We start from the raw sequence: 19,122 nt of genomic DNA on the forward strand, positions 1-19,122 counted from the left end.
CGAATTAATAATTGAAACGATTGCTATTCTCCTGGATGGTATTTACGTTCCATATTTTTTTCTACATCTTCTCTGTAAAAAAGTACGTCTTTAAACCTTGCTTTTTGGTACATTTCAGCTTGATCATTGAAGTGTTTGGAAGTTGAATCGCCACTATTTCCTCCTGCTAATAACGACTTGGCTTTTACTTTGGCACCAAATTCCACCGCACAAACAAAACTGTTTCCACTGAAACCATAGCGTTTTATAGTGTCTTTTTGGTACGCGCTTTTGAAAGCAGGCAAAGCGCCCCAAAGTACTGATGTGTAGCCAATTGGTAAACTCGCAGCTGTATCATCAAAGCGATTGTCAATGTCTCCTGAAAGTCGTTGAAAACGGTTGATTTCCCCCCAAGGCATTTTCCATGTGCCAAATTTGGTTGTCAATTCCGAAATGACTTCTTGCAATTGTGGGAGAACTTGTTCGGCTTGCATATTTTGTATAAAGTTTCTTGTATTTTCTACCTGATCCAATTCGCCTTGATCAATATACGTTTTACGCACCAAAGGATCCAATTTAAATCCCCACTCGTTTGCCAAAGTCAAAGCAACTGAATTCTCACTACTTCTATAATCCCATGCTTTTAAAACCTGAATAGGTTCAGCTAAGTTTGCGTATCGCGTTTCTCCAGATTGTATACTTTTTTCAAATTGTTTTACCAATGCTGGAATAAGTTCTTCAAAGAACGGCAATTGATCGTTGTAGCCGTCTGAAATAATTTGGTCTAAAGTGTATTGTTTCCCTTTTTCTAAAGTACGAACGGCATTAATTCCTCTAAAAGATTCTCCGTCTGGCGCCATGTATAGTGGATAATTTTCTTCTTTCGGACTTTCATTTCCTGAAACGGAGAACGGAGTAGAATTACAGTTTTGCAACCAGCCATTTTTTGGGTTAAAGAGATGCACCGTTTCTGAAACTTGGTGTAGCCCTTTCCATTCTGTTACAGCAGTTGTACCATCAACGGGTTTTGCCCAATTAAATTTTGGATCGCGCTTGGGTACAAAATTACCATGCCAATAGGCAATATTACCTTTATTGTCAGCATAAACGGTATTGTTAGAGGTATTGGCTTTCCGATCCATGGCTTTTTGATAGTCGGCAAAATTTTTCGATTTGGTGCGTTCCCAACTCTGAATCAAACTATTCATAGAGCGATTGTTTGATTTTAAACTAATCCATTTTCCGTCGCGTTTTGCCATAATGGGTCCGTGATGGGTGAAATAAGTGGTGAATGATTTAGGAACTAATTTTCCGTTGTCAAGATAATTGATAGTGATTTTTTTCTCTTTTAGAGGAAGTAATTTATTCTCGTATTCGTAAAATAATCCCTCTTTTTGACGCACTATTTTTTCGATATAAGTGTCGGCCACATCCACATTACACGAGGTATGCATCCAACCACAATTTTCGTTAAATCCTTGATAGATAAAAAATTGTCCCCAAGTGACTGCACCGTAAGCTTGCAATCCTTCCTCACTACTGATTTGGATTTCAGGTCTGAAATAAAAAGTAGTATGCGGATTGATGTACAAAATAGCATTTCCAGATGCTGTTTTATTTGGTGCTAACGCAAAACCGTTCGAACCCGTTTGCATATCCTTTTCTTTGGCTACAAAAGCGATTTTGTCATCCGGTTTTCCGTAAAAATCTTTTAATTCTTGTGTGGTTAAATCGGCAGTACTTATCGCGCCAATACTTCCATCTGTCCAAAGCAAAGGAAACCAAGGTTCAAAATGCGTTAGCATCAGAGGTTTCACTTTTGGGTTTTTGTACAAGTAATAATTGATTCCATCGGCATAGCTGTTGAGTAGTTTTTTCAGCCAAGGCGCTGCTTTTTTATAATCAGCTTTAGCTTCTTCGCGATCAATCAATAAACGAGTTTCTAAATCATTGTACAATGAAGCCGAACCTTTAATTTCAGACAAACGTCCTAATTTTTCGATGTAATTCATTTCAACGCGTTGGAAATCGTCTTCGCATTGGGCGTACAACATCCCAAAAACGGCATCGGCATCCGTTTTTCCATATACGTGTGCAATTCCCCAATTATCTCTAATTATGCTTACTCGTTTTGCTAATTCTGCTAATCGAATAATTTCTTTATTTCTGATTTGTGACCATCCTGAAAAGCTAGTTCCAATTAGTAGTAATAGAATAACAATTACGTTTGCTTTTTTCATTCGTTTCCTATTTTAAATTGTTGCCCTGCCACATAAATACTCATTTCCATTTTTTCCATTGAAATCAATTTATTCTGTTTCAGTTTTTGAATTCCTTTTGGATTTTTCATCACAATAACTTCGCTTTCGCCAACGACACTAATCGTGTTGTCATCAACAATAATAGCAGTGCTTTCGTCGATGCCAATTCCGGTGAGATGAGGAAATTCTACCATGGCTGAAATTAAACGGTTATAGCGACTTCTTCTCAAAAAATGTTGGTCAATAATCGCGGTAGTCACCAATCCTAAACCCGGACTAGTTTCTAAATTATCAAATCGAATATTGTCAAAAGTTCCAGAATATTCTTTTTCTAATTTTTGATTTCCGGTAATCATTTTTTCCGACATAACAGCCGCACCTGCACTAGTTCCGGCAATAATACTTCCATTTTGAAATGCTTTGTGAATGGAATTATATACAGGAGTATTGGCGACTACATTCATAAAACGCGTTTGGTCTCCACCACTAATAAAAATCAATTTTGCTTTTTGTAAAGAGTCGTTTAATTTAGGATTTTGAACTGTTGTTTTGTCAAAATTCAGCATCACAATAGGATTGGGCGCCAATTTTTGAAACTGATCTCTAAAATAAATGTATGCGCTATCGGGTTCTTCACTCGACATGGGTAAAACCACGATGTAATCTGTTTTTTTAAATTGAGCTAGGTCTACCACATGTTGCATTAATTGATCCGAGCGATTTCCGCCACCTATGATAAATAATTTTCCTTTTGGTTTTTGGGCATTCGCCAAAGAAAAACAAAGAATAAAAAATAGAGTAAGCGCAATTTGAATTCCTTTTTGCAATTGATTTTGGATAGTAAGTTTCATGGTTGTTGAATTAAAGTGAAATATTTCGTTTGAAAGCACAACCCAATTCTATAATCGAATCGGTTTTGGCAATTCCAGGAATGGAGTCAATTTGTTCGTACAGAATTTTACGCATGTGTTCGTGATTTTTAGCAATCATTTTGACGTATAAAGTATAAGATCCTGTTATATAGTAGCATTCCGTGATTTCAGGAATCCTTTTGAGTTCTTCAATCACTCGATCAGAATCGTGGTCTTTGTTGAGTGTGATTCCGGTAAATGCCCCCCAATCATACCCCACTTTTTTCTCATTGATTATGGGTTGAATACCTGCTAAAATTCCTTGCTCCGTTAATTTATGGATGCGTTGGTGCACCATTGTATTGGATATTTTCAAATTAGCCGCAATGGTGGAGTAGGCAATGCGTCCATCTTTTTCTAATTCCTTGATTATTTTGATGTCGAATTCATCTAATTTTTCCATTGAAAGGTATTTTAAAAGTTAAATTTACTTTTTTGCGGCCAATAAAAGTAAGTTATTTTTCATTTCGAATTGTATTTTTCAGTATTAATTTAATATAATTGACTTTAATTTTGTTTTAAAATTTAATAATTGACTTTTATTGTAAATTTATAAGTCAAAAATTACATTATACTATAATTTATTGGTTGTATTGACTAAATTTGTTTTGTTAAATTTTACATTAAAACCAATTACTATGAGTTACGATACTTCTACTTTATCTGCTATATCAGAAGCACTAATAGCTAAAGAAAATCAATACGGAGCACACAATTACCATCCGTTGCCAGTCGTTTTAGAAAGAGGAGAAGGAGTCTATGTTTGGGACGTAGATGGAAAACAATATTTCGACTTTTTGTCGGCCTATTCAGCAGTGAATCAAGGGCATTGTCATCCAAAGATTGTCAACGCTATGGTGCAACAAGCTCAAAAATTAACCTTGACATCTAGAGCTTTTTTCAATGATCAACTAGGTCCGTATGAGGAGTATGTGACGAACTATTTTGGTTTTGACAAAGTATTACCTATGAATACTGGGGCAGAGGCAGTAGAAACCGCTTTGAAATTGTGTAGAAAATGGGCGTATGAAGTGAAAGGAATTCCTGAAAATGAAGCGCAAATTATTGTGTGTGAAAATAATTTCCACGGAAGAACGACTACTATTATTTCTTTTTCCAATGACGAATCGGCACGTAAAAATTTTGGACCGTTTACCAATGGATTTATCAAAATACCTTATGATGATGTTGATGCTTTGGCGAAAGCCTTGGATTCTTCTAAAAACATTGCTGGCTTCTTGGTCGAACCTATTCAAGGCGAGGCTGGAGTATATGTGCCATCAGAAGGGTATTTGGCACAAGCCAAAGCTTTGTGTGCAGCTAACAATGTTTTGTTTATTGCCGACGAGGTACAAACAGGAATTGCGCGTACAGGACGCTTATTAGCCACTTGTGGCAATTGCGAATGTAAAAAAGGTTGCGAAAACAAACCGGAAGTAAAACCCGATATTTTGATTTTAGGAAAAGCCCTTTCAGGTGGCGTTTTTCCAGTATCGGCGGTTTTGGCGAATGATGCGATTATGAATGTAATTCATCCTGGACAGCACGGATCTACTTTTGGTGGCAACCCAATTGCAGCAGCAGTTGCGGTAGCGGCTTTGGAAGTCATTAAAGACGAAAATTTAGCTCAAAATGCCGCTTATTTAGGCGAAGTATTCCGTCATGGACTGAACGAAATCGCTTCTCGAAATCCGTTAATTCAATTGGTTAGAGGAAAAGGATTACTGAATGCAATTGTGATTGATAGCGAGGAAGATTCCGATTTAGCTTGGGATATTTGCTTGAAATTCAGAGACAATGGATTGCTGGCTAAACCAACTCATGGTAATAAAATCCGATTGGCGCCACCATTGGTCATTACCGAAAGCCAAATTCACGAATGTCTCGGAATAATTGAACGTTCGTTGAATGAGTTTAGATAAAAAAGCAAACCCCAAAAGCGAATTCGTTTTTGAGGTTTGTTTTTGAACTTAATTCAGCTTTAAAAAAAACTAAAGGATTGAATAATTAATGTCATTCAACTAAACCTAATTGGTTTAATAACTGATGTATTTTTGATTTTTTTGTAGGTGGATTGAATTGAGGGCTAGTTTGTAAACGATCATTTAAAATATACTTGTCTGGCCCTGTTTTATAGGAATTAATAATAGTGCCGTTAAACGATTGAACCACTTTTTCTCCAGTTTTAATATCTACTAAATTATTTCTAAGAAATAGTTCATTGGTCACCATATTGGATAACATAGGTGTATAATAAATACAATCTTTGAAATAGTAATGGGTTACCATAGAATATCGAGATGCTTGTTCATTCAATACTTTGGAACCTCCATGGATAATATTGGAAGACCAAATTAAAACATCCCCTTTTTTTGCATAAAACGGTTTCTTCTCGAATTGGTGCACTTCCACAATTTTTTCAATAAAATCCTCATACTCAATATAATCAGAATAGGCGGTATCTACTGGAGTGGATTTAAAATGGGAAAAATTATATTCAGGTAGGTTTTGTGATTTTGGATAATAAAAAACTGCTCCGTTTTCTGGGGTGATGTCTTCTAATGCCACCCAAACCCCGCACATGAACTTGGCTGGAATAGAACTAAAGTGAATGGTATCTGAGTGCGCTCTTTGTTGGGAACCTACTCTAAAATTCAAGGTTTGAAAAGGGATAGGCTCACGTTCGTATAGCATTTCCAAAATCGAGGCGATTTCAGTATTACAAGCCACATTTTTGGTGCTTTCTGAATACATCCATAAATCTTGAATTCGGACATGATCTCGTTGATTCTCCATCTTGAATTCAGGATTATACCCTTTGTTATCCATATCTGATTTAATTTCATCAATTAATGATTCAGGGATTAAATTAGGAATGACAATAAATCCATTTTCGTTATAATCAATGGCTAATTGTTTATTTTTTTCTGAGAGATTTTTACTGTCTAATAGTTCTTTAAAAAAAGGCGATTCTACCCAAGGTGTATTCATGATAATGTAATTGTTTATAAGCTTATTGATAATGGAATTCAATTCAGTTCTATAGTATCCATTGCTAAGTTAAAGGTAAGAAGTAATTACTATTGAACAATTTTTTTTGTTAAAAAATAATAATCACTTTACTATTTTTTATTTTTGCAATTGAAACTCCATTCATAATTGTATTTTAATATTTAAATTGTTCCAATTCGTTTTTCTTTTCAATTCTATCAATTTACTATTATATCAATTGCTCTATATTTTCAATATTAATAAGTAACGTAAAAAAAACTTTAAAATGTCATCTTGTCAGCCATTTTTACGTCAAACAGACCAAAAACTGACAATTTCTATGCTGTCAGGGACTTGGCACAAAGATTGACTTGTCGAGTTCGAGTGATTAATGAATATCAAATAAATTAAATATAATCAAAATGGGTAAAATCATCGGAATTGATTTAGGTACAACCAACTCTTGTGTTTCTGTAATGGAAGGTAACGAGGCAGTTGTAATACCTAATGCGGAAGGAAAAAGAACAACACCTTCTATTATCGCTTTTGTTGAAGGCGGAGAAATTAAAGTAGGAGATCCTGCAAAAAGACAAGCGGTAACAAATCCTACCAAAACTATTGCTTCTATTAAACGTTTCATGGGACAATCTTTCAGCGAAACCACTTCAGAAGCAAAACGTGTTCCTTATTCAGTTGTAAAAGGTGACAACAATACGCCACGTGTGGATATTGACGGTCGTTTATACACTGCTCAAGAATTGTCAGCTATGACACTTCAAAAAATGAAAAAAACTGCCGAAGACTATTTAGGTCAAACAGTTACTGAAGCAGTTATTACTGTTCCAGCTTATTTTAACGATGCACAACGTCAAGCTACAAAAGAAGCGGGTGAAATCGCTGGTTTGAAAGTAATGCGTATTATCAACGAACCAACTGCTGCTGCTTTAGCTTATGGTTTGGATAAAAAAGGTAAAGATCAAAAAATTGCTGTTTACGATTTAGGTGGTGGTACTTTTGATATTTCTATCCTAGAATTAGGAGACGGAGTTTTTGAAGTATTGTCTACAAATGGAGATACGCACTTAGGTGGAGATGACTTTGACCAAACAATCATTGACTGGTTGGCAGACGAATTTAAAGCAGAAGAAGGAATTGACTTGCGTTTAGACCCAATGTCATTACAACGTATCAAAGAAGCTGCTGAGAAAGCTAAAATTGAGTTGTCATCTTCAGCTGAAACTGAAATCAACTTACCATATGTTACTGCTACGGCTTCAGGACCTAAACACTTAGTGAAAAAATTAACTAGAGCACAATTCGAAAAATTGTCTGATACTTTAGTAAAACGTTCTATGGAGCCAGTTGCTAAAGCATTAAAAGATGCAGGTTTATCTACATCTGATATTGACGAAGTAATCTTAGTAGGAGGTTCTACTCGTATGCCAAGAATTGCTGACGAAGTAGAAAAATTCTTTGGTAAAAAAGCGTCTAAAGGAGTTAATCCTGATGAAGTAGTTGCTATTGGAGCTGCTATTCAAGGTGGAGTTTTATCTGGAGATGTAAAAGATGTATTGTTACTTGACGTAACTCCTCTTTCTTTAGGTATCGAAACTATGGGTGGTGTAATGACTACATTAATTGAGTCTAACACAACGATTCCAACTAAAAAATCGCAAGTATTCTCTACAGCTGCTGATTCTCAACCATCTGTTGAAATTCACGTATTGCAAGGAGCTAGAGCAATGGCTGCAGATAACAAAACTATCGGTCGTTTCCATTTAGATGGTATTCCACCAGCACCAAGAGGAGTTCCTCAAATTGAAGTAACTTTTGATATTGATGCTAATGGTATCATAAAAGTTTCGGCTACTGATAAAGGAACTGGAAAATCGCACGACATTCGTATCGAAGCTTCTTCTGGATTAACAGCTGAAGAAATCGAGAAAATGAAAAAAGATGCTGAAGCGAATGCTGAATCTGATAAAATAGCAAGAGAAAAAGCAGAAAAATTGAACGAAGCAGACGGAATGATCTTCCAAACTGAAAGTCAATTGAAAGAATTGGGTGATAAATTATCTGATGACAACAAAGTGGCTATCGAGTATGCTTTAACTGAATTGAGAATAGCACACCAATCTCAAGACATTCCAGCTATTCAAACTGCTTTGGACAACATCAATGCAGCTTGGAAAAAGGCTACTGAAGCGATGTATGCTCAGGGAGAACAAGGTCAAGCAGATGCACAACCTCAAGGGGATGCGCAATCAGGTGACAATGTAGAAGACGTTGACTTCGAAGAAGTGAAATAATAATTTCATTTATATCAACAAAAAACCGAGCTAGAAATAGCTCGGTTTTTTTATAGTATTCTATCCGACTCTTACAAGTCGAATTGTATTATTTAGGATCTAATGCATTCTCAATTCGAGCTGCTAAATCTAATAAGTGTAACTTACTTAATCTATCAGTTGAACGAGCCGCAGCTGCTTTTACACTAGCTTTTAATCCTACTAATTGTCCTCTAGCGATAGAAGGTAAATCAGTTTGATTCAAATTAACTGTTCTTGTATTGAAACCATAAGTCACTCCAACAGGTACTGAACGAACAGTTGCATTTCCTGGTTTTAATAATCCAGTTACTTTATCGATAAATACTTTTTGAAGATTTCTTCTGTGTATATCGATAGGTGTATTGGATTTTAATTCAGCAAAAATTCCGTTGCGAACATCTGTCATTAATTCATCTACTGTGTAGTTGTTTTTGTTGATAGAAGAACCTTCAAACAAACGAACCATTCTGTCTCCAGCCAATAAATTACTCAATGTAGATTCTTGCATCGCTTTGATTGCCTCTACGCCATTATCTGGATTGATTTTAGCTAAAACGCTTTGATTCATTAACCATTTTGGCGTAGCAAATAATTGGCTATTTAAAAAACTAACAGCTTCTTTTTGGATACTTCTTGGGACTACTTCAAATTGATTTCCACCCATATCGTAGGTTTTTGGTGTATCATAAATACCACCAACATTTTTGGTTACGTGTCCTAAATAACGTCTGAATTGACCCGTTAGTGCTGAATATAATTCATCTAATTCAGCATAACTTTCTCCTTTTTCAGCACTCCATTCTACTAATTTAGGAAGAATACGTTGTAAGTTTTTAATTCCGTAAGCCGATGCTTTCATAGCATTGTCTCCAATATCTTCAGTCTGATATCTTGGATCATACGGACTGGTTTCTGTTCCAAACCAAAGACGACGATTTTTGTAAGCTTCTTTGGTCATCTCGTTCAGAATCGCTTTCTCTTCTTTGTCAGTTTTGGCATCATCAAAATAAGAATACCCCCATTTGATTGCCCATTTGTCATAATCCCCAATTTTTGGGAACAAATGTTTTACACCGTCTTCAGGTTGTGCCACATAATTGAAACGAGCATAGTCCATGATAGAAGAAGTATGTCCGTTTTTCTCTTGGAAGGCAGGATCTCTCAATTTCTCCACAGGAGTAGCTGAACTAGCTCCCATATTATGACGCAATCCTAAAGTATGACCTACTTCATGAGAAGATACAAAACGAATTAATTCGCCCATTAAATTGTCATCAAATTGTTTTTTTCTAGCAGCAGGATCTACAGCAGCCGTTTGTATTAAGTACCAATTGCGCAACAAACTCATAATGTTGTGGTACCAACCAATGTGACTTTCTAAAATCTCACCTGTTCTTGGATCGTGAACGTTTGGTCCGTATGCATTTTGGATTTCAGCAGCAAAATAACGCAATACTGAAAAACGAGCGTCTTCCAAACTCATTGTTGGATCATTTTCTGGCCAATATTCTCCACGAATGGCATTTTTCCACCCTGCATGTTCAAAAGCTACTTGCCAATCGTCAATACCTTGTTTGATGTATTTTTTCCATTTGTCTGGTGTTGCAGGGTCAATGTAATATACAATAGGCTTAGCTGGTTCGATCAATTCACCTCTTTTTTGCTTTGCAGCATCTTCTTTTGATTTTGGTTCTAAACGCCATCTTACAGCAAAAACCTCTGTGTCAGATTTGTGTGATTCTTCTTCAAAAACACCATATTGATTAGCAAAATAACCTACACGCGCATCAAATGTTCTTTTGCGCATCGGATTTTTTGGTAAAGCAATCATCGATGTATTCAATTCCACAGTTAAAAATCCTGAATCCAATCCTGCAGGTAAATTAGTGCCAATTTTTGGCGTAGGATTTAATGATAATAAAGCTGGAACAGTAGAATAGGTTTTTACCGTTCTAATTTCAGTATTGATAGGGAAACTGCTTATTTTTTGAATAAATGATTTTTCCTTTTGAAACGCCTGAATACTCAATGTTTGTTTTTTTACAGGATCCAGTGAAAATGTTTGTACATCCGCATCAAAGGTTGGTGTCATGTCAATAACATAAGCTACTTCTTTGCCATCCTTGTCCTTCTTGATTGCTAGAATATCATAGTTACCAATAATTGGATTCGCTGAAGAGTTTTTTACAGCTTGAGCCAATGGCTTATCCCCATCTGGAGACATGATAACATAACTGATAGATCGCAATAACATCGTGTTGTTCAATCCTTTTTCAAATTGAATCACTTGTCGGTTAACTTCTTCACCACCAAAAATTCCACCTCCAGCAGGAGTTTTAGAAAATCGGGTAATGGTCATGATTTCAGTATCTAATAGTGTTGCTGGAATTTCAAAAAGGTATTTAGCATCCATTTTATGAATATCTATCAATCCTTTTTGTGTAACCGCTGTGGTATCAATTACTTTATTGTAGGGTTTAGGACCTTTTTTCGCATCAGGTTTTGGGGTCTCTGAAGCTGTAACAGCAGGTTTTGCTGCATCTTTCTTTTTTTTGTTTTGGCCTATAGCTCCTTGGCTAAAACACAAAAACAAACTTGCTAAAATTAAACTTGATTTAAGTTGTACCATTTCATTCCTCTTTTTAATTAATAATTGTTAGTATAGAATAAGGCAATAGTTTTCGTTTAGGAAACGAAAATCAAATCTATACATATTAATTTATATACAAATGCGAATTTTATTTTTTTTAAATTCAACAACTACTTTTTCTTTTATCTTTATACTAAATTGAATTAACTGGAAAAGTAATCTTCTCTCCATTTATTGCCGAGACGGATTTTCAAGTTTTTATTTTTAGTTTATGCAAATGAGAAAAATAGTTTATAAGAAGGGTAGAAAAGTACAACCCTTGCATTTTGAGTATACTGGTATACATAAGAATAACGATTCAGAAATGCAATTGTTTGTTTATAATGATACTGATTTGACAGAATATGAAAAAATTGAAGTGGCTGATTTTGATCAATCTTTAATACGTCAAAAAACGAACTGGATAAATATTCACGGTTTGAACAATATTGAATTACTTCAATCAGTAGGTAATTATTTTGAAATAGATACCTATATGTTGGCCGATATTTTAAATACTACCAAAAGAACTAAATTAGAAGAACAACAAGATGTCTTGTTTTTTAATATTAAATCGCTTTTACCGAAAGACAATTCAGATAATATTCAAACGGAACAAATCAGTTTTTTAATTAAAGAAGGAGTTTTAATTTCCTTCCAAGAAAAACGAAGTGATTTTTTTACTCATATTAGAGAACGAATTCGATCTCATTCTGGAATTGTGAGAACTAAAAAAGCCGATTTTTTATTGTACGTTTTGTTAGATGCAATTATGGAAAACTTCTACATTACTTTAGAACATGAGGAACATAAAGTAGAAGAATTGATTAATTTATCCAAGAATAGTGATAATCCTATCATTTTAGAACGAATTGAAAAACATCGTGATAATTATAATTTCTTAAAACGTTCCATCATTCCTTTACGTGATTCATTGTATGACATTAAAACCATTAAAGACGACAATGTGTTTAATTTAATTGAAAACGATAATTTTAGTTTTTTTTCAAGATTATACCAAAAAAGTTTGGAATTATTGGAACAAATTGAATCGGATAGGATTGCTTTAGATAGCGCTTCTAATTTCTTTTTTTCGGCTCAAACTCAAAAAATGAATGAGATTATGAAAACTCTAACGATAGTGTCTTCCATTTTTATTCCGCTTACGTTTATTGCAGGTGTATATGGAATGAATTTTCAGAATATGCCTGAATTGAAATATCCTTATGGTTATCATACTGTTATAGGAGGTATGGTTTTCTTAGGAATCGCTATGGTGATTTATTTCAAAAAAAGAAGGTGGTTTTGATTGTATAATGTAAGTAAAAATTCAAGTATATTCGCATTCTTAAATTTAGTATAATGAAACATTTATTTTCTCTTTTTGCCTTGTTTACTTTTGGATTTACACAAGCGCAAACAGTCAATTCTCCTTCTGGAAAAATCGCTTTAACATTTACATTATCTTCAACTGGACAGCCAACTTATGCAGTCAATTATAAGGCAAAAACAGTGGTAACGACAAGTAATTTAGGAATTAAACTAAAGGACAAACCTGGATTGGATGCCAATTTTGAAATCCAATCTTCAAAGAATAGCACATTCAATGAATCGTGGAATCCCGTTTTAGGTGAACAAGCTTCGATTGTAAATCACTATAATGAACTAGTTGTTAGTTTAGTTCAAAAAGGAACGAATATAAAACTGAATCTAGTGTTTAGAGCGTTTGATGAAGGAGTTGCTTTACGATATGATTTCCCAAAGCAAAAAGAGCTAAATTATTTTATTATTTCGGATGAATTGACAGAATTCAATTTGAACGAAAACAATAAAGTATTCTGGTTACCAGGCGATTTTGATAGCAATGAATACGAATACAACGAAACCCAATTTTCTGAAATTGACAATTCAAAAATCAATATGAACAATGGAATTGGAGTGAAGTCCATTCCTGGAAAATATACTATTCAAACGCCTTTGATGATGAAGTCTCCATCCGGTTTGTATGTAAATATTTTTGAAGCGGCAGTTATTAATTATCCAGTGATGCACTTAAAAGCAGATGTGACGAATTATAAACTGAAATCAGAATTAGTGCCAAATGCTATTGGAGACAAAGCCTATTTGCAAACACCTTGCGTGACGCCTTGGAGAACGATTATGATTAGTGATGATGCTCGTGATATCGTGGGGTCTAAAATGATTTTGAATTTGAATGAGCCTTCGAAAATAGAAGATACTTCGTGGATAAAACCAATGAAATATGTTGGAATTTGGTGGGAAATGCACGTAGGAAATTCGACTTGGGATTATGCAGGTTCTCAAAATGCAACTAATTTCGGAACCGAATTGAAGAAATCCGTGGGACACGGAGCGACTACTGAGAACACCAAGCGTTATATTGATTTTGCTGCAAAACATGGTTTTGATGGCGTTTTAGTAGAAGGTTGGAACGAAGGTTGGGAAGACTGGTCGGGCAATTGGAAAGAAGAAGTATTTGACTTTGTTACTCCTTATCCTGATTTTGATATTGCTGGAATTTCGGCCTACGCCAAAGCGAAGAATGTAAAAATGATTATGCACCACGAAACTTCGGGATCGGTGGCGAATTATGAAAGACGTTTGGATCGTGCATTTGAAAACATGGTGAAATACAATTATCCTGCTGTGAAAACAGGCTATGTTGGGAAGATTATTCCGCGTGGAGAAATGCACGATGGACAAACCATGGTGAATCATTTTGCACATGTAGTTAAACGTGCTGCTGATTATAAATTGATGGTCAATTCTCATGAATCCTCTCATCCGACAGGTCTTGGAAGAACGTATCCTAATTACGTGGCTGCAGAGGCTGCTCGTGGTAACGAGTTCAACGCTTGGAGTATTGGTAATCCGCCAATGCACGAAACTATTTTGCCTTTTACTCGTCAGTTAGGCGGACCAATGGATTACACACCAGGAATTTTTGAAATAAAAATGAGTTATTACGACAAAAATAAAACGGAGCAAGTGCATACTACTTTGGCAAAACAATTGGCTTTGTATGTGACAATGTATTCTCCAATTCAAATGGCAGCTGACTTACCTGAAAATTATGAGAAATATTCGGACGCTTTTCAGTTTATTAAAGATGTTGCCGTAGATTGGGACGAAACTAAGTATTTAGAAGCTGAACCTGGCGATTATTTAACTGTTGCAAGAAAAACAAAAGGAAAACAATCTTGGTTTTTAGGCGCTATTACAGATGAAAATGCAAGAAAAACTCAAATCAAATTGGACTTTTTAACCAAAGGGAAAAAATACAAAGCGACGATTTATGAAGATGCAAAAGGCGCTGATTGGAAAAACAATCCAAAAGCCTATAAAATTCGTTCAATAGAAGTTTCGAATGCTTCAAAAATACAATTGAATTTAGCACCTGGCGGAGGAACCGCTATTAGTTTTGAGCCAATTCAATAAAATTTAAAACCTGCTTTCTGAATAAGCAGGTTTTTTTATACCCTTTGTTTAACCAAGTTTAAAAAAGAATTCCGAAATTGCCCAATCAATAAATCAATTCAAAATGAAAAAAATAGTAATTATAGGAGCTTTTTTCTTGAGTGGAATGAGTGTTTTGGCTCAAACTTCAGACGAAAAAATGTTGAAAGATATTTATAATTCAAGTTTAACTAATGGAAAATGTTACTCTTGGTTAGAGCATTTATCCAATAAAATAGGGTCAAGATTATCGGGTTCTGAAAATGCGGAAAAAGCAGTTCAATATACCAAAGCACAACTTGAAGCTTTAGGTTTAGACAAAGTTTATTTGCAAGAAGTGATGGTGCCAAAATGGGTTCGTGGTGAAAAAGAGACTGCTTATATTTTGGATAATAAGACAAAAATTACTGTTCCAATTGCTGCATTAGGTGGATCTGTTGCCACTCCTAAAAATGGTTTGACAGCTGAGGTTATTGAAGTGCAAGGAATTGAGGATCTAAAAAAATGGGGAGACAAAATCAAAGGAAAAATCGTTTTTTATAACCGACCTATGGATCCTACTTTTATTGAAACATTTAAGTCGTATGGAGGTTGCGTGGATCAACGCTATGCTGGAGCTAAAGAAGCGGCTAAATTTGGTGCAGTAGGAACAATTGTACGTTCTATGAATTTGCGATTAGATGATTATCCGCATACGGGAACCCAAAGTTATGGTGATTTACAACCTTCTGAATACATTCCAACTGCAGCTATTAGTACTAATGGAGCTGAATTATTAAGTCAAAAATTAAAAGCTAATCCTGGGTTAAAATTCTACTTTAAGCAATCCTGTGAGCAAATGGAAGATGTTTTGTCGTATAATGTCGTTGGCGAAATTAAGGGAACAGAGCATCCGGATAACATAATGGTTGTTGGAGGTCATTTGGATTCTTGGGATTTAGCCGATGGTTCCCACGATGATGGTGCAGGAGTGGTGCAAAGTATGGAAGCACTTCATATTTTTAAAAGGTTAGGTTATAAACCAAAAAACACGATACGTGTAGTATTGTTTATGAATGAAGAGAATGGAGGTAGAGGAGGAAAAAAGTATGCTGAATTAGCGAAAACAAATAACGAAAACCATATTTTTGCATTAGAAAGTGATTCGGGTGGATTTAGCCCTAGAGGATTTTCTATAGAAGCTGATGATGCTAATTTTCAACGTATTTCCTCTTGGAAAAATCTATTTGAGCCGTATCTGATTCATAGCTTTGTAAAAGGAGGTGCTGGTGCAGATATTAATCCGCTTAGTTCTGGTAAAATTGTCAAAGCGGGATTAAAACCCGATTCACAACGCTATTTTGATTACCATCACGCATTAAATGATAATTTTGATGCAATCAACAAAAGAGAGTTAGAATTAGGTGCTGCAACAATGACCTCATTACTATATTTAATAGATCAAAACGGAATTATGGAATAATAAAAAAGGCTTCGTAAGAAGCCTTTTTTGTATTTATAGATTTTGTATTAAACTCTGAATATACCTCCAAAAGCAATAATTTTTTGGAAGAAAAAGAATTTTTGTGAAGCCGAATCACTATTGCTAAAAGTAGTTTGAATATCAGGCATATTGATATAGCCTCCTTTCACTTCAGTTTGAATATAAAAATGTTTGAAAAAAGTTAGATTTAAACCTGCTTTGATTGATGCTCCATATCCAGACAGATGGAAATCATCATGTCTTTGCTTGTTGAATACTTTTGCATTTGTTTTTGGATACAGTACACCTAAACCAATTCCTTCTGTTACATTAACTTGAATTTTATCGGTATCAATAATTTTAAATAATTTTGAAATATCATCATGTCGAGAGACTTCTGTATTGACATAGTTCAAACCATCTGTATGTTCAAAAGTTAAAAAATCCTCTGTCAGTAACACTTGGTTGTTTCCAACTGCCTCGCCATAAGAGTTTCTGTTAGGATAGTTACCAGTGTAATTTACGGTAATCCCCTGATTCATTACATACTTCATATGATCAACTCCAAGTGCGACACTATAATGATCATTAACAAAATATCCAACTCTTAAATTAGTTTGGGGAATCGTCATACGTCCCGGATTAATATAGTCTATATGCCATCCTTTTGGTTTGTCATGCGCGGATACATCAAAAATAGTGAAATCATAATCAGTTCCTTTAAATTGAATATCCGATTTTGAATAGGTTTCACGATTTCCTCCCCATGATATAAAGATTTTACCTTTTTTATGGGCGGTGTATTTGTCTTGATTTTGAATAGTTTCTTGAGAAAATAAAGAAAGTGTAATTAAAAATAAAGAAGTAGTAAAAATTATATTTTTCAACGATTTGTGTAATTTAAAATTGATTTATGGTTTTTCTAATGGCAACTAATTTGGTCATTAAGTCTTCAAAATAATCCAAATGCAACATATTAGCACCATCACTTTTCGCATTAGCAGGATCAAAATGGGTTTCGATGAAAATTCCATCTACACCAACTGCAATTCCAGCTTTAGCAACTGTTTCAATCATATCAGGTCTTCCTCCTGTAACACCAACAGTTTGGTTGGGTTGTTGTAATGAATGGGTTACATCAAGAACAGTCGTAGCATATTGTTGCATCGTAGGAATTCCTCGGTAGTCCACAATCATATCTTGGTAACCAAACATAGTTCCTCTATCAGTAACCATTACGTTTTGGTTGTTGCAATCCAATACTTTTTGAACGGCATGTTTCATACTTTCTGGACTCATAAATTGTCCTTTTTTCAAGTTGACTGTTTTTCCAGTATTGGCCGCAGCCACCACTAAATCGGTTTGGCGAACTAAAAACGCAGGAATTTGCAATACATCAACATATTGGGCTGCTTTATCTGCATCCTCATTCGTGTGAATATCAGTAACGGTAGGAACACCAAAAGTTTCGGATACTTTGCGAAGAATTTTTAATGCTTTTTCGTCTCCAATTCCAGAGAAGCTATCAATTCTAGAACGATTGGCTTTTTTAAACGATCCTTTAAAAACAAAAGGAATTTCTAATTTGTCAGTTATACCAACTAACTTTTCGGCAATTCGCAAAGCCATTTCTTCGCCTTCAATAGCGCAAGGACCTGCCAATAAAAAGAAGTTGTCACTATCAGTATGTTTAATTTGTGGAATTTGTTGTAGGTTCATAATAATGAATTTATTGAAAGTGCAAAGGTAGTTAGGAATTGGGAATTAGGAATTCTATTTTGTAACTATTTTCGTTTTGGAACAAAAAAAGCCCTAACATTTGTTAGAGCTTTTTATAATTTGAAGTTGAAATATTAGAATTTCAAGGTTACATCTAATTCAAATTCGTCAGCAATCGCTTTGTCTCCAATTGAAGTAAAGAAAGTTCCTGAACCATATTTGATGTCATATTTTGTTCTGTCTACCATAAATTTAGTAGTAGCTGAGTTAGCTGTTGTAGTTAAATCAAATGTAATTGGTTTAGTAATTCCTTTGATAGTCAAATCTCCAGTTACCGAAAATACATTTGCTGATTTTGCAACTACTTTTTTGAAAACTAGTTTAGCTGTTGGGAATTTTTCAGTTCCAAAGAAATCATCTGCTTTCAAGTGACCATTTAATTTACCTTGGTATTCACCTTGTAAATCAGTAGCAGTTAAAGATGTCATGTCTACTGTGAAGTTTCCACCAGCTACTTTTTTCCCGTTGAAAACTAAAGCACCATCTTTAAAGTTTACTGTTCCGTTGTGTTGTCCTGTAACTTTTTTTCCTAACCAGTTAATAGAACTTTTTGCAGCGTCAATTTTTTTGGTTTGAGCAGATACCGATACTGTAGCGAATGCTACAACTAATGCGAATGCAATTAATTTTAAATTTTTCATTTGTTTTAAATTTAAGGTTTATTAATAATTAAAGAGTGATAAATAATTCGTCGTTTGATTTTCTTACTTTTTTGTAATGTTGTGTGTCATCTTCAGCGTGTCTGTAACCAATTGGAGCTAATAGACTTGCATTCAATCCAAGTTTATCTAAACCTAAGATTTCATTGACTTGAGCAGGAACAAAACCTTCCATTGGGGTAACATCAATATGAAGTTCAGCAGCAGCATTCAATAAATTTCCTAAAGCTAAATAGGTTTGTTTTGCTGTCCAGATGTTTCTTGTTTCTTCTGGTAATCCTGTGATACTACCTTTCATAAAATCGACATATCCTTGTATAGCTTCTAATGGTAATTCTCTTGTTTTGCAGATTGTTGCTGCTAATTGATTAATTCCTGCTTCGCCAAAATTCAATTCATTGGCAAAAACCAAGAGGTGAGAAGCATCAGCAACTTGCGCTTGACCATAAGATGCAGCTACTAATTTAGCTCTTAGTTCAGGATTTTCTATGATGAAAACTTTGTAAGGTTGTAAACCATACGATGATGTACTCAAGCGAATTGCTTCTTTCAGAAATGCTAAATCAGCATCTGTAATTTTTTTTGTAGCATCAAATTTCTTTGTAGCATATCTCCAATTCTGGTTTTCTAAAAATGTACTCATT

The 19,122-nt window shown here is 34.8% G+C and carries 14 protein-coding genes; 5 read left to right on the plus strand and 9 right to left on the minus strand.

Annotated features, from left to right (window positions below):
* Positions 1-23: 23 nt before the first annotated feature.
* The 3 genes from LPC23_RS06700 to LPC23_RS06710 are packed head-to-tail and all read right to left on the minus strand — an operon-like array spanning position 24 to position 3,554.
* On the minus strand, positions 24-2,219 hold the full coding sequence (locus LPC23_RS06700; protein WP_229329034.1) for a penicillin acylase family protein: 2,196 nt from the start codon (positions 2,217-2,219) through the stop codon (positions 24-26).
* Positions 2,216-3,091 carry a cyanophycinase gene (locus LPC23_RS06705; RefSeq protein ID WP_229329035.1) on the minus strand — a complete coding sequence of 292 codons (876 nt, stop codon included), beginning with the start codon at positions 3,089-3,091 and terminating at the stop codon, positions 2,216-2,218. Before LPC23_RS06705 ends, LPC23_RS06700 begins: the two co-directional genes overlap by 4 nt.
* A 10-nt stretch (positions 3,092-3,101) precedes the next feature.
* Positions 3,102-3,554, minus strand: coding sequence for an Lrp/AsnC family transcriptional regulator (locus LPC23_RS06710; protein ID WP_229329036.1), 453 nt, complete (start codon positions 3,552-3,554; stop codon positions 3,102-3,104).
* Between the two features lie 235 nt (positions 3,555-3,789).
* Here LPC23_RS06710 and rocD point away from each other — a divergent pair, with 235 nt between their 5' ends.
* On the plus strand, positions 3,790-5,073 hold the full coding sequence (gene rocD / locus LPC23_RS06715) for an ornithine--oxo-acid transaminase (protein ID WP_229329037.1): 1,284 nt from the start codon (positions 3,790-3,792) through the stop codon (positions 5,071-5,073).
* A gap of 91 nt (positions 5,074-5,164) precedes the next feature.
* Here rocD and LPC23_RS06720 read toward each other — a convergent pair whose 3' ends face one another.
* Entirely contained in the window at positions 5,165-6,142 is a 978-nt protein-coding gene (locus LPC23_RS06720) for a phytanoyl-CoA dioxygenase family protein (RefSeq protein ID WP_229329038.1), read from the minus strand.
* Between the two features lie 422 nt (positions 6,143-6,564).
* Between LPC23_RS06720 and dnaK the strand changes: the two genes are divergently transcribed.
* Entirely contained in the window at positions 6,565-8,451 is a 1,887-nt protein-coding gene (gene dnaK, locus LPC23_RS06725) for a molecular chaperone DnaK (RefSeq protein ID WP_229329039.1), read from the plus strand.
* Positions 8,452-8,539: 88 nt separating this feature from the next.
* On the opposite strand, the gene LPC23_RS06730 is transcribed toward dnaK, so the two are convergent.
* Positions 8,540-11,101, minus strand: a complete 2,562-nt coding sequence (locus LPC23_RS06730) for a zinc-dependent metalloprotease (protein WP_229329040.1) — start codon at positions 11,099-11,101, stop codon at positions 8,540-8,542.
* Positions 11,102-11,339: 238 nt separating this feature from the next.
* Here LPC23_RS06730 and corA point away from each other — a divergent pair, with 238 nt between their 5' ends.
* The 3 genes from corA (at position 11,340) to LPC23_RS06745 (ending at position 16,040) form a co-directional block, all read left to right on the plus strand.
* Positions 11,340-12,410 (plus strand): magnesium/cobalt transporter CorA, encoded by a 1,071-nt coding sequence (corA, locus tag LPC23_RS06735; protein ID WP_229329043.1) that lies wholly within the window; start codon positions 11,340-11,342, stop codon positions 12,408-12,410.
* Between the two features lie 53 nt (positions 12,411-12,463).
* Positions 12,464-14,560 (plus strand): glycoside hydrolase family 97 protein, encoded by a 2,097-nt coding sequence (locus tag LPC23_RS06740; RefSeq protein ID WP_229329046.1) that lies wholly within the window; start codon positions 12,464-12,466, stop codon positions 14,558-14,560.
* 103 nt (positions 14,561-14,663) lie between these two features.
* A complete protein-coding gene (locus tag LPC23_RS06745) occupies positions 14,664-16,040 on the plus strand; it encodes a M20/M25/M40 family metallo-hydrolase (protein WP_229329048.1) in 1,377 nt (458 codons plus the stop codon).
* Between the two features lie 47 nt (positions 16,041-16,087).
* Here LPC23_RS06745 and LPC23_RS06750 read toward each other — a convergent pair whose 3' ends face one another.
* The 4 genes from LPC23_RS06750 to LPC23_RS06765 form a co-directional block, all read right to left on the minus strand.
* Positions 16,088-16,927: a hypothetical protein gene (locus LPC23_RS06750; protein WP_229329050.1), complete on the minus strand. Its 840-nt coding sequence runs from the start codon at positions 16,925-16,927 to the stop codon at positions 16,088-16,090.
* A 13-nt stretch (positions 16,928-16,940) separates the two neighbouring features.
* Positions 16,941-17,759, minus strand: a complete 819-nt coding sequence (gene kdsA / locus LPC23_RS06755) for a 3-deoxy-8-phosphooctulonate synthase (protein ID WP_229329052.1) — start codon at positions 17,757-17,759, stop codon at positions 16,941-16,943.
* Positions 17,760-17,893: 134 nt separating this feature from the next.
* Positions 17,894-18,460, minus strand: a complete 567-nt coding sequence (locus LPC23_RS06760; RefSeq protein WP_229329053.1) for a YceI family protein — start codon at positions 18,458-18,460, stop codon at positions 17,894-17,896.
* A 28-nt stretch (positions 18,461-18,488) separates the two neighbouring features.
* Positions 18,489-19,121, minus strand: a complete 633-nt coding sequence (locus tag LPC23_RS06765) for an NAD(P)H-dependent oxidoreductase (RefSeq protein WP_229329055.1) — start codon at positions 19,119-19,121, stop codon at positions 18,489-18,491.
* Position 19,122: the final 1 nt, after the last annotated feature.

It is taken from the genome of Flavobacterium ammonificans (genome assembly GCF_020885975.1).
In the GTDB taxonomy this organism is placed as follows: Bacteria; Bacteroidota; Bacteroidia; order Flavobacteriales; family Flavobacteriaceae; genus Flavobacterium; species Flavobacterium ammonificans.